At 47.8% G+C, this 13,919-nt stretch carries 4 tRNA genes and 7 rRNA genes; all 11 read right to left on the minus strand.

What is annotated here, in order from left to right:
- Positions 1–56: 56 nt before the first annotated feature.
- The 11 genes from SJY28_RS03100 to SJY28_RS03150 all read right to left on the minus strand — a co-directional run bounded on the left by SJY28_RS03100 (position 57) and on the right by SJY28_RS03150 (position 13,536).
- Positions 57–1,595, minus strand: a 16S ribosomal RNA gene (locus SJY28_RS03100).
- A 694-nt stretch (positions 1,596–2,289) separates the two neighbouring features.
- Positions 2,290–2,403, minus strand: a 5S ribosomal RNA gene (gene rrf / locus SJY28_RS03105).
- 184 nt (positions 2,404–2,587) lie between these two features.
- A 23S ribosomal RNA gene (locus tag SJY28_RS03110) occupies positions 2,588–5,443 on the minus strand.
- 348 nt (positions 5,444–5,791) lie between these two features.
- Positions 5,792–5,867 (minus strand) — tRNA-Ala (locus SJY28_RS03115).
- A gap of 9 nt (positions 5,868–5,876) precedes the next feature.
- A tRNA-Ile gene (locus SJY28_RS03120) sits at positions 5,877–5,953 on the minus strand.
- A 74-nt stretch (positions 5,954–6,027) separates the two neighbouring features.
- A 16S ribosomal RNA gene (locus SJY28_RS03125) occupies positions 6,028–7,566 on the minus strand.
- Positions 7,567–8,260: 694 nt separating this feature from the next.
- A 5S ribosomal RNA gene (gene rrf / locus SJY28_RS03130) occupies positions 8,261–8,374 on the minus strand.
- A gap of 183 nt (positions 8,375–8,557) precedes the next feature.
- Positions 8,558–11,413: ribosomal RNA gene (locus tag SJY28_RS03135) — 23S ribosomal RNA — on the minus strand.
- 347 nt (positions 11,414–11,760) lie between these two features.
- Positions 11,761–11,836 (minus strand) — tRNA-Ala (locus tag SJY28_RS03140).
- A 9-nt stretch (positions 11,837–11,845) separates the two neighbouring features.
- Positions 11,846–11,922: transfer RNA gene (locus SJY28_RS03145), tRNA-Ile, on the minus strand.
- Positions 11,923–11,997: 75 nt separating this feature from the next.
- Positions 11,998–13,536 (minus strand): 16S ribosomal RNA (locus SJY28_RS03150).
- Together the 16S, 23S and 5S rRNA genes with 4 tRNA genes alongside form the textbook arrangement of a ribosomal RNA operon.
- Between the last annotated feature and the right edge of the window lie 383 nt (positions 13,537–13,919).

The following is a 13,919-nucleotide window of genomic DNA, read 5'->3' on the forward strand; positions in this document are numbered from 1 at the left end:
GTAAGCTTAAACTAAAGAACAACTTGTTGTGAATTCTTGCTGACCGAATGCGTCTATAAGGAGGTGATCCAGCCGCAGGTTCCCCTACGGCTACCTTGTTACGACTTCACCCCAGTCATCAACCACACCGTGGTGAACGCCTCCCCGAAGGTTAAGCTATCCACTTCTGGTGCAATCAACTCCCATGGTGTGACGGGCGGTGTGTACAAGGCCCGGGAACGTATTCACCGCGGCATTCTGATCCGCGATTACTAGCGATTCCTACTTCATGGAGTTGAGTTGCAGACTCCAATCTGGACTACGATAGGCTTTTTGAGATTCGCATCACATCGCTGTGTAGCTGCCCTCTGTACCTACCATTGTAGCACGTGTGTAGCCCTGGTCGTAAGGGCCATGATGACTTGACGTCGTCCCCGCCTTCCTCCAGTTTGTCACTGGCAGTATCCTTAGAGTTCCCGGCTTAACCCGCTGGTAACTAAGGACAAGGGTTGCGCTCGTTGCGGGACTTAACCCAACATCTCACGACACGAGCTGACGACAGCCATGCAGCACCTGTATTCTAATTCCCGAAGGCACTCCCGCATCTCTGCAGGATTCTAGATATGTCAAGACCAGGTAAGGTTCTTCGCGTTGCATCGAATTAAACCACATGCTCCACCGCTTGTGCGGGCCCCCGTCAATTCATTTGAGTTTTAACCTTGCGGCCGTACTCCCCAGGCGGTCTACTTATTGCGTTAGCTGCGTCACTAAGTCCTCAAGGGACCCAACGACTAGTAGACATCGTTTACGGCGTGGACTACCAGGGTATCTAATCCTGTTTGCTACCCACGCTTTCGAGCCTCAGTGTCAGTATGATGCCAGGAAGCTGCCTTCGCCATCGGTATTCCTTCAGATCTCTACGCATTTCACCGCTACACCTGAAATTCTACTTCCCTCTCACCTACTCTAGCCTAACAGTTTCAGATGCAGTTCCCAGGTTAAGCCCGGGGATTTCACATCTGACTTATCAAGCCACCTACGCTCGCTTTACGCCCAGTAATTCCGATTAACGCTTGCACCCTCTGTATTACCGCGGCTGCTGGCACAGAGTTAGCCGGTGCTTATTCTGCAGCTAATGTCATCGTCTCCGGGTATTAACCGAAGAGTCTTCTTCACTGCTTAAAGTGCTTTACAACCAAAAGGCCTTCTTCACACACGCGGCATGGCTGGATCAGGGTTTCCCCCATTGTCCAATATTCCCCACTGCTGCCTCCCGTAGGAGTCCGGGCCGTGTCTCAGTCCCGGTGTGGCTGATCATCCTCTCAGACCAGCTACAGATCGTCGCCATGGTAGGCCTTTACCCCACCATCTAGCTAATCCGACTTAGGCTCATCTAATAGCGAGAGCAGTAAACTGCCCCCTTTCTCCCGTAGGTCGTATGCGGTATTAATACGAGTTTCCCCGTGCTATCCCCCACTACTAGGTAGATTCCTAAGTATTACTCACCCGTCCGCCGCTCGACGCCTGGTAGCAAGCTACCATCGTTTCCGCTCGACTTGCATGTGTTAAGCCTGCCGCCAGCGTTCAATCTGAGCCATGATCAAACTCTTCAGTTTAATCTTGCTATGAAGCTCTTTAAAGAAGCTTCTAAACTTGGCTCATTTAATCTGGCAAAATCGCTAAAAATTATGTTCGTAATGAATTAACTTTGAGTTTTTCTGCTGTCTTAAATGATAATTTTTATAGTTAATAATCTCTCCGAAAAGAAAAGATAGTCAACTTTATTTTTTAGCATTCTGAATCAGCAAAAATCCACACAAGTTGTTCTTTAGTTATGCTTTTAAATAATGTCTGACACTGTCGTCCAGTGCTAGTATTTCAAACTAAATAAGTCAGCCAATATGGCTTATCCTATTTAGCGAGCTGACCATCATATCATGTTTTAATAGTCTGTCAACTTCTTTTTTTAATTTGTTTCAACAAGTTAACTGGGTTATTAATGTGTAATCTACACACTAGCTACTTCCAGCTCGTCTTGATGAGGTGCGTATTATAGACGCTATATTTATTTAGTCAAGAAGTATTTTCATTTAATTCAAACAATCTGAATCATTCAAATCAGTAAACCACTTCCCTTTCGACTGGGTGGCATTATACGCTTGTTTGAGTCTGGGTCAAGGTTAATTGAGCTTTTTTTATAATTATTTTACTGAACGGGATTGGCGGCTGTTAATCGAAGAATTATCACCAAACCGCGCACAAAGAAAAGCCCCCTCCGCGTTAGCGGAGGAGGCTTTATCTAGAATAGAGAGCTGACGATGACCTACTCTCACATGGGCGAACCACACTACCATTGGCGCTACGATGTTTCACTTCTGAGTTCGGGAAGGGATCAGGTGGGGCCATCGCGCTATTGTCGTCAGCAAAGGGGGTTAGATATGAGTCTGTTGTTGTTTTTATTGACACCAAGTTTGAACTTGTTGTCGATCAACTTGTAACCTAACTGAATCAAGGTTAAAGGTGATATCGAAATATTCTTTCTTATTCTATAGCCTGAGCTATACAAGATAGATTAATTAGACTTGTATACAAACCACTTGGGTGTTGTATGGTCAAGCCAAACGAGCAATTAGTACAGGTTAGCTACACGCATCGCTGCGCTTCCACACCCTGCCTATCAACGTCCTAGTCTTGAACGGCTCTTTAGGGAAATCTAATCTTGAGGTGGGCTTCCCGCTTAGATGCTTTCAGCGGTTATCCCATCCGAACGTAGCTACCGGGCAATGCCACTGGCGTGACAACCCGAACACCAGAGGTTCGTCCACTCTGGTCCTCTCGTACTAGGAGCAGATCCTCTCAAATTTCCAACGCCCACGGTAGATAGGGACCGAACTGTCTCACGACGTTCTAAACCCAGCTCGCGTACCTCTTTAAATGGCGAACAGCCATACCCTTAGGACCTGCTTCAGCCCTAGGATGAGATGAGCCGACATCGAGGTGCCAAACACCGCCGTCGATATGAACTCTTGGGCGGTATCAGCCTGTTATCCCCAGAGTACCTTTTATCCGTTGAGCGATGGCCCTTCCATACAGAACCACCGGATCACTAAGACCTACTTTCGTACCTGCTCAACTTGTGGGTCTCGCAGTTAAGCGCGCTTTTGCCTTTATACTCTACGACCGATTTCCGACCGGTCTGAGCGCACCTTCGTACTCCTCCGTTACTCTTTAGGAGGAGACCGCCCCAGTCAAACTACCCACCATACATTGTCCTCGGTATTGTTATACCTGAGTTAGAACCCCAACATGACCAGGGTGGTATTTCAAGATTGGCTCCACCGAGACTAGCGTCTCGGCTTCAAAGCCTCCCACCTATCCTGCACAAGTCAGGTCAAAGTTCAATGTAAAGCTGTAGTAAAGGTTCACGGGGTCTTTCCGTCTAGCCGCGGGTACACAGCATCTTCACTGCGATTTCGATTTCACTGAGTCTCTGCTGGAGACAGCGCTGCCATCATTATGTCATTCGTGCAGGTCGGAACTTACCCGACAAGGAATTTCGCTACCTTAGGACCGTTATAGTTACGGCCGCCGTTTACTGGGGCTTCGATCAAGAGCTTCGCTTACGCTAACCCCATCAATTAACCTTCCAGCACCGGGCAGACATCACACCCTATACGTCCACTTTCGTGTTTGCAGAGTGCTGTGTTTTTAATAAACAGTTGCAGCAGCCTGGTATCTGCGACTGCCAACAGCTCAAGGAGCAAGTCCTATCACCATCAACAGCGTACCTTCTCCCGAAGTTACGGTACCATTTTGCCTAGTTCCTTCAGCAGAGTTCTCTCAAGCGCCTTGGTATTCTCTACCTGATCACCTGTGTCGGTTTAGGGTACGATTCGTTTATAACTATTGCTTAGAAGCTTTTCCTGGAAGCATGGTATTTGCCACTTCGCTGTACAAGTACAGCTTGCTATCAGATCTCGGTATAAAATAGCCCGGATTTACCTAAGCTATAAACCTACATCCTTTCACCTGGACAACCAACGCCAGGCTGACATAACCTTCTCCGTCCCTCCATCGCATTATAAACAAGTATCGGAATATTAACCGATTTCCCATCGACTACGCCTTTCGGCCTCGCCTTAGGGGTCGACTCACCCAGCCCCGATTAACGTTGGACTGGAACCCTTGATCTTCCGGCGTGCGAGCTTTTCACTCGCATTATCGTTACTCACGTCAGCATTCGCTCTTGTGATACCTCCAGCATGCTTTACAACACACCTTCACAGGCTTACACAACGCTCCCCTACCACTTGAAAACAAATTCAAATCCGCAGCTTCGGCTCCTAGTTTGAGCCCCGTTACATCTTCCGCGCGGGCCGACTCGACTAGTGAGCTATTACGCTTTCTTTAAAGGATGGCTGCTTCTAAGCCAACCTCCTAGCTGTCTATGCCTTCCCACCTCGTTTCCCACTTAACTAGGAATTTGGGGCCTTAGCTGGCGGTCTGGGTTGTTTCCCTCTCCACGATGGACGTTAGCACCCACCGTGTGTCTCCCGGATATCACTCATCGGTATTCGGAGTTTGCATCGGTTTGGTAAGTCGGTATGACCCCCTAGCCGAAACAGTGCTCTACCCCCAATGGTGTTCGTCCGAGGCGCTACCTAAATAGCTTTCGGGGAGAACCAGCTATCACCGAGTTTGATTAGCCTTTCACCCCTATCCACAAGTCATCCCCTGGCTTTTCAACGACAGTGGGTTCGGTCCTCCGGTGCCTGTTACGGCACTTTCAACCTGCTCATGGATAGATCACTCGGTTTCGGGTCTATACCCTGCAACTAAACGCCCTATTAAGACTCGGTTTCCCTACGGCTCCCCTAAACGGTTAACCTTGCTACAGAATATAAGTCGCTGACCCATTATACAAAAGGTACGCGGTCACCCAACAAGTGGGCTCCCACTGCTTGTACGCACACGGTTTCAGGTTCTATTTCACTCCCCTCACAGGGGTTCTTTTCGCCTTTCCCTCACGGTACTGGTTCACTATCGGTCAGTCAGGAGTATTTAGCCTTGGAGGATGGTCCCCCCATCTTCAAACAGGATTTCTCGTGCCCCGCTCTACTTAATATGTTAACTCTAATGTTTCGAATACAGGACTATCACCTACTACGGTCAGCTTTCCCACGCTGTTCTTCTACATTAGAATTAATCGGCTTCTCCCCGTTCGCTCGCCGCTACTAGGGGAATCTCAATTGATGTCTATTCCTAAGGGTACTGAGATGTTTCACTTCCCCTCGTTCGCTTCCTAATAAATTAGGATACCTACCTTATGGTAAGTGGGTTTCCCCATTCAGAAATCTCCGGATCACAGGATATTGCCGCCTCCCCGAAGCTTATCGCAGGCTGTCACGTCTTTCATCGCCTCTGACTGCCAAGGCATCCACCATGTGCGCTTCATTACTTGACCATACAACCCCAAGTAGTCTTTCGACTTCTAAGTGTCATACAATCTAATTATGATAACGATATCACCTATGTTTATACGCTTGATTCAGTTCTCTTTACTTTTTTTTAATAACTCACCCCTGGGATAACAACTGATGTCGTTAAGAGGTGAGTTATTAAGGTTAAGAAGTGCGCGTGAACACGCTCTTCCTAACCCAGACTCATATCTATGTTTTTAAATAGTCTCTATGCTCTCGTCGAGTCACAGATTCTGTATAAAACAGAAAGAAGTAATCAATCACAATCACTTGTTTCTATTTAATACCTATTTATTTATTGGCATCTAAAGCTTACTTAACCGTCTTAGTAGTGGTGGAGCCAAACGGAGTCGAACCGTTGACCTCCTGCGTGCAAGGCAGGCGCTCTACCAACTGAGCTATGGCCCCATTGTAAAATGGTGGGTCTAGGTGGACTTGAACCACCGACCCCCGCGTTATCAACACGGTGCTCTAACCAGCTGAGCTACAGACCCTAATACGTTTGTTAAAACGTAAGCTTAAACTAAAGAACAACTTGTTGTGAATTCTTGCTGACCGAATGCGTCTATAAGGAGGTGATCCAGCCGCAGGTTCCCCTACGGCTACCTTGTTACGACTTCACCCCAGTCATCAACCACACCGTGGTGAACGCCTCCCCGAAGGTTAAGCTATCCACTTCTGGTGCAATCAACTCCCATGGTGTGACGGGCGGTGTGTACAAGGCCCGGGAACGTATTCACCGCGGCATTCTGATCCGCGATTACTAGCGATTCCTACTTCATGGAGTCGAGTTGCAGACTCCAATCTGGACTACGATAGGCTTTTTGAGATTCGCATCACATCGCTGTGTAGCTGCCCTCTGTACCTACCATTGTAGCACGTGTGTAGCCCTGGTCGTAAGGGCCATGATGACTTGACGTCGTCCCCGCCTTCCTCCAGTTTGTCACTGGCAGTATCCTTAGAGTTCCCGGCTTAACCCGCTGGTAACTAAGGACAAGGGTTGCGCTCGTTGCGGGACTTAACCCAACATCTCACGACACGAGCTGACGACAGCCATGCAGCACCTGTATTCTAATTCCCGAAGGCACTCCCGCATCTCTGCAGGATTCTAGATATGTCAAGACCAGGTAAGGTTCTTCGCGTTGCATCGAATTAAACCACATGCTCCACCGCTTGTGCGGGCCCCCGTCAATTCATTTGAGTTTTAACCTTGCGGCCGTACTCCCCAGGCGGTCTACTTATTGCGTTAGCTGCGTCACTAAGTCCTCAAGGGACCCAACGACTAGTAGACATCGTTTACGGCGTGGACTACCAGGGTATCTAATCCTGTTTGCTACCCACGCTTTCGAGCCTCAGTGTCAGTATGATGCCAGGAAGCTGCCTTCGCCATCGGTATTCCTTCAGATCTCTACGCATTTCACCGCTACACCTGAAATTCTACTTCCCTCTCACCTACTCTAGCCTAACAGTTTCAGATGCAGTTCCCAGGTTAAGCCCGGGGATTTCACATCTGACTTATCAAGCCACCTACGCTCGCTTTACGCCCAGTAATTCCGATTAACGCTTGCACCCTCTGTATTACCGCGGCTGCTGGCACAGAGTTAGCCGGTGCTTATTCTGCAGCTAATGTCATCGTCTCCGGGTATTAACCGAAGAGTCTTCTTCACTGCTTAAAGTGCTTTACAACCAAAAGGCCTTCTTCACACACGCGGCATGGCTGGATCAGGGTTTCCCCCATTGTCCAATATTCCCCACTGCTGCCTCCCGTAGGAGTCCGGGCCGTGTCTCAGTCCCGGTGTGGCTGATCATCCTCTCAGACCAGCTACAGATCGTCGCCATGGTAGGCCTTTACCCCACCATCTAGCTAATCCGACTTAGGCTCATCTAATAGCGAGAGCAGTAAACTGCCCCCTTTCTCCCGTAGGTCGTATGCGGTATTAATACGAGTTTCCCCGTGCTATCCCCCACTACTAGGTAGATTCCTAAGTATTACTCACCCGTCCGCCGCTCGACGCCTGGTAGCAAGCTACCATCGTTTCCGCTCGACTTGCATGTGTTAAGCCTGCCGCCAGCGTTCAATCTGAGCCATGATCAAACTCTTCAGTTTAATCTTGCTATGAAGCTCTTTAAAGAAGCTTCTAAACTTGGCTCATCTAATCTGGCAAAATCGCTAAAAATTATGTTCGTAATGAATTAACTTTGAGTTTTTCTGCTGTCTTAAATGATAATTTATATAGTTAATAATCTTTCCGAAAAGAAAAGATAGTCAACTTTATTTTTTAGCATTCTGAATCAGCAAAAATCCACACAAGTTGTTCTTTAGTTATGCTTTTAAATAATGTCTGACACTGTCGTCCAGTGCTAGTATTTCAAACTAAATAAGTCAGCCAATATGGCTTATCCTATTTAGCGAGCTGACCATCATATCATGTTTTAATAGTCTGTCAACTTCTTTTTTTAATTTGTTTCAACAAGTTAACTGGGTTATTAATGTGTAATCTACACACTAGCTACTTCCAGCTCGTCTTGATGAGGTGCGTATTATAGACGCTATATTTATTTAGTCAAGAAGTATTTTCATTTAATTCAAACAATCTGAATCATTCAAATCAGTAAACCACTTCCCTTTCGACTGGGTGGCATTATACGCTTGTTTGAGTCTGGGTCAAGGTTAATTGAGCTTTTTTTATAATTATTTTACTGAACGGGATTGGCGGCTGTTAATCGAAGAATTATCACCAAACCGCGCACAAAGAAAAGCCCCCTCCGCGTTAGCGGAGGAGGCTTTATCTAGAATAGAGAGCTGACGATGACCTACTCTCACATGGGCGAACCACACTACCATTGGCGCTACGATGTTTCACTTCTGAGTTCGGGAAGGGATCAGGTGGGGCCATCGCGCTATTGTCGTCAGCAAAGGGGGTTAGATATGAGTCTGTTGTTGTTTTTATTGACACCAAGTTTGAACTTGTTGTCGATCAACTTGTAACCTACTGAATCAAGGTTAAAGGTGATATCGAAATATTCTTTCTTATTCTATAGCCTGAGCTATACAAGATAGATTAATTAGACTTGTATACAAACCACTTGGGTGTTGTATGGTCAAGCCAAACGAGCAATTAGTACAGGTTAGCTACACGCATCGCTGCGCTTCCACACCCTGCCTATCAACGTCCTAGTCTTGAACGGCTCTTTAGGGAAATCTAATCTTGAGGTGGGCTTCCCGCTTAGATGCTTTCAGCGGTTATCCCATCCGAACGTAGCTACCGGGCAATGCCACTGGCGTGACAACCCGAACACCAGAGGTTCGTCCACTCTGGTCCTCTCGTACTAGGAGCAGATCCTCTCAAATTTCCAACGCCCACGGTAGATAGGGACCGAACTGTCTCACGACGTTCTAAACCCAGCTCGCGTACCTCTTTAAATGGCGAACAGCCATACCCTTAGGACCTGCTTCAGCCCTAGGATGAGATGAGCCGACATCGAGGTGCCAAACACCGCCGTCGATATGAACTCTTGGGCGGTATCAGCCTGTTATCCCCAGAGTACCTTTTATCCGTTGAGCGATGGCCCTTCCATACAGAACCACCGGATCACTAAGACCTACTTTCGTACCTGCTCGACTTGTGGGTCTCGCAGTTAAGCGCGCTTTTGCCTTTATACTCTACGACCGATTTCCGACCGGTCTGAGCGCACCTTCGTACTCCTCCGTTACTCTTTAGGAGGAGACCGCCCCAGTCAAACTACCCACCATACATTGTCCTCGGTATTGTTATACCTGAGTTAGAACCCCAACATGACCAGGGTGGTATTTCAAGATTGGCTCCACCGAGACTAGCGTCTCGGCTTCAAAGCCTCCCACCTATCCTGCACAAGTCAGGTCAAAGTTCAATGTAAAGCTGTAGTAAAGGTTCACGGGGTCTTTCCGTCTAGCCGCGGGTACACAGCATCTTCACTGCGATTTCGATTTCACTGAGTCTCTGCTGGAGACAGCGCTGCCATCATTATGTCATTCGTGCAGGTCGGAACTTACCCGACAAGGAATTTCGCTACCTTAGGACCGTTATAGTTACGGCCGCCGTTTACTGGGGCTTCGATCAAGAGCTTCGCTTACGCTAACCCCATCAATTAACCTTCCAGCACCGGGCAGACATCACACCCTATACGTCCACTTTCGTGTTTGCAGAGTGCTGTGTTTTTAATAAACAGTTGCAGCAGCCTGGTATCTGCGACTGCCAACAGCTCAAGGAGCAAGTCCTATCACCATCAACAGCGTACCTTCTCCCGAAGTTACGGTACCATTTTGCCTAGTTCCTTCAGCAGAGTTCTCTCAAGCGCCTTGGTATTCTCTACCTGATCACCTGTGTCGGTTTAGGGTACGATTCGTTTATAACTATTGCTTAGAAGCTTTTCCTGGAAGCATGGTATTTGCCACTTCGCTGTACAAGTACAGCTTGCTATCAGATCTCGGTATAAAATAGCCCGGATTTACCTAAGCTATAAACCTACATCCTTTCACCTGGACAACCAACGCCAGGCTGACATAACCTTCTCCGTCCCTCCATCGCATTATAAACAAGTATCGGAATATTAACCGATTTCCCATCGACTACGCCTTTCGGCCTCGCCTTAGGGGTCGACTCACCCAGCCCCGATTAACGTTGGACTGGAACCCTTGATCTTCCGGCGTGCGAGCTTTTCACTCGCATTATCGTTACTCACGTCAGCATTCGCTCTTGTGATACCTCCAGCATGCTTTACAACACACCTTCACAGGCTTACACAACGCTCCCCTACCACTTGAAAACAAATTCAAATCCGCAGCTTCGGCTCCTAGTTTGAGCCCCGTTACATCTTCCGCGCGGGCCGACTCGACTAGTGAGCTATTACGCTTTCTTTAAAGGATGGCTGCTTCTAAGCCAACCTCCTAGCTGTCTATGCCTTCCCACCTCGTTTCCCACTTAACTAGGAATTTGGGGCCTTAGCTGGCGGTCTGGGTTGTTTCCCTCTCCACGATGGACGTTAGCACCCACCGTGTGTCTCCCGGATATCACTCATCGGTATTCGGAGTTTGCATCGGTTTGGTAAGTCGGTATGACCCCCTAGCCGAAACAGTGCTCTACCCCCAATGGTGTTCGTCCGAGGCGCTACCTAAATAGCTTTCGGGGAGAACCAGCTATCACCGAGTTTGATTAGCCTTTCACCCCTATCCACAAGTCATCCCCTGGCTTTTCAACGACAGTGGGTTCGGTCCTCCGGTGCCTGTTACGGCACTTTCAACCTGCTCATGGATAGATCACTCGGTTTCGGGTCTATACCCTGCAACTAAACGCCCTATTAAGACTCGGTTTCCCTACGGCTCCCCTAAACGGTTAACCTTGCTACAGAATATAAGTCGCTGACCCATTATACAAAAGGTACGCGGTCACCCAACAAGTGGGCTCCCACTGCTTGTACGCACACGGTTTCAGGTTCTATTTCACTCCCCTCACAGGGGTTCTTTTCGCCTTTCCCTCACGGTACTGGTTCACTATCGGTCAGTCAGGAGTATTTAGCCTTGGAGGATGGTCCCCCCATCTTCAAACAGGATTTCTCGTGCCCCGCTCTACTTAATATGTTAACTCTAATGTTTCGAATACAGGACTATCACCTACTACGGTCAGCTTTCCCACGCTGTTCTTCTACATTAGAATTAATCGGCTTCTCCCCGTTCGCTCGCCGCTACTAGGGGAATCTCAATTGATGTCTATTCCTAAGGGTACTGAGATGTTTCACTTCCCCTCGTTCGCTTCCTAATAAATTAGGATACCTACCTTATGGTAAGTGGGTTTCCCCATTCAGAAATCTCCGGATCACAGGATATTGCCGCCTCCCCGAAGCTTATCGCAGGCTGTCACGTCTTTCATCGCCTCTGACTGCCAAGGCATCCACCATGTGCGCTTCATTACTTGACCATACAACCCCAAGTAGTCTTTCGACTTCTAAGTGTCATACAATCTAATTATGATAACGATATCACCTATGTTTATACGCTTGATTCAGTTCTCTTTACTTTTTTTAATAACTCACCCCTGGGATAACAACTGATGTCGTTAAGAGGTGAGTTATTAAGGTTAAGAAGTGCGCGTGAACACGCTCTTCCTAACCCAGACTCATATCTATGTTTTTAAATAGTCTCTATGCTCTCGTCGAGTCACAGATTCTGTATAAAACAGAAAGAAGTAATCAATCACAATCACTTGTTTCTATTTAATACCTATTTATTTATTGGCATCTAAAGCTTACTTAACCGTCTTAGTAGTGGTGGAGCCAAACGGAGTCGAACCGTTGACCTCCTGCGTGCAAGGCAGGCGCTCTACCAACTGAGCTATGGCCCCATTGTAAAATGGTGGGTCTAGGTGGACTTGAACCACCGACCCCCGCGTTATCAACACGGTGCTCTAACCAGCTGAGCTACAGACCCTAATACGTTTGTTAAAAACGTAAGCTTAAACTAAAGAACAACTTGTTGTGAATTCTTGCTGACCGAATGCGTCTATAAGGAGGTGATCCAGCCGCAGGTTCCCCTACGGCTACCTTGTTACGACTTCACCCCAGTCATCAACCACACCGTGGTGAACGCCTCCCCGAAGGTTAAGCTATCCACTTCTGGTGCAATCAACTCCCATGGTGTGACGGGCGGTGTGTACAAGGCCCGGGAACGTATTCACCGCGGCATTCTGATCCGCGATTACTAGCGATTCCTACTTCATGGAGTCGAGTTGCAGACTCCAATCTGGACTACGATAGGCTTTTTGAGATTCGCATCACATCGCTGTGTAGCTGCCCTCTGTACCTACCATTGTAGCACGTGTGTAGCCCTGGTCGTAAGGGCCATGATGACTTGACGTCGTCCCCGCCTTCCTCCAGTTTGTCACTGGCAGTATCCTTAGAGTTCCCGGCTTAACCCGCTGGTAACTAAGGACAAGGGTTGCGCTCGTTGCGGGACTTAACCCAACATCTCACGACACGAGCTGACGACAGCCATGCAGCACCTGTATTCTAATTCCCGAAGGCACTCCCGCATCTCTGCAGGATTCTAGATATGTCAAGACCAGGTAAGGTTCTTCGCGTTGCATCGAATTAAACCACATGCTCCACCGCTTGTGCGGGCCCCCGTCAATTCATTTGAGTTTTAACCTTGCGGCCGTACTCCCCAGGCGGTCTACTTATTGCGTTAGCTGCGTCACTAAGTCCTCAAGGGACCCAACGACTAGTAGACATCGTTTACGGCGTGGACTACCAGGGTATCTAATCCTGTTTGCTACCCACGCTTTCGAGCCTCAGTGTCAGTATGATGCCAGGAAGCTGCCTTCGCCATCGGTATTCCTTCAGATCTCTACGCATTTCACCGCTACACCTGAAATTCTACTTCCCTCTCACCTACTCTAGCCTAACAGTTTCAGATGCAGTTCCCAGGTTAAGCCCGGGGATTTCACATCTGACTTATCAAGCCACCTACGCTCGCTTTACGCCCAGTAATTCCGATTAACGCTTGCACCCTCTGTATTACCGCGGCTGCTGGCACAGAGTTAGCCGGTGCTTATTCTGCAGCTAATGTCATCGTCTCCGGGTATTAACCGAAGAGTCTTCTTCACTGCTTAAAGTGCTTTACAACCAAAAGGCCTTCTTCACACACGCGGCATGGCTGGATCAGGGTTTCCCCCATTGTCCAATATTCCCCACTGCTGCCTCCCGTAGGAGTCCGGGCCGTGTCTCAGTCCCGGTGTGGCTGATCATCCTCTCAGACCAGCTACAGATCGTCGCCATGGTAGGCCTTTACCCCACCATCTAGCTAATCCGACTTAGGCTCATCTAATAGCGAGAGCAGTAAACTGCCCCCTTTCTCCCGTAGGTCGTATGCGGTATTAATACGAGTTTCCCCGTGCTATCCCCCACTACTAGGTAGATTCCTAAGTATTACTCACCCGTCCGCCGCTCGACGCCTGGTAGCAAGCTACCATCGTTTCCGCTCGACTTGCATGTGTTAAGCCTGCCGCCAGCGTTCAATCTGAGCCATGATCAAACTCTTCAGTTTAATCTTGCTATGAAGCTCTTTAAAGAAGCTTCTAAACTTGGCTCATTTAATCTGGCAAAATCGCTAAAAATTATGTTCGTAATGAATTAACTTTGAGTTTTTCTGCTGTCTTAAATGACAATTTTTATAGTTAATAATCTTCCCGAAAAGAAAAGATAGTCAACTTTATTTTTTAGCATTCTGAATCAGCAAAAATCCACACAAGTTGTTCTTTAGTTATGCTTTTAAATAATGTCTGACACTGTCGTCCAGTGCTAGTATTTCAAACTAAATAAGTCAGCCAATATGGCTTATCCTATTTAGCGAGCTGACCATCATATCATGTTTTAATAGTCTGTCAACTTCTTTTTTTAATTTGTTTCAACAAGTTAACTGGGTTATTA

It is taken from the genome of Psychrobacter sp. R86515, assembly GCF_042466315.1.
Classification (GTDB): domain Bacteria; phylum Pseudomonadota; class Gammaproteobacteria; order Pseudomonadales; family Moraxellaceae; genus Psychrobacter.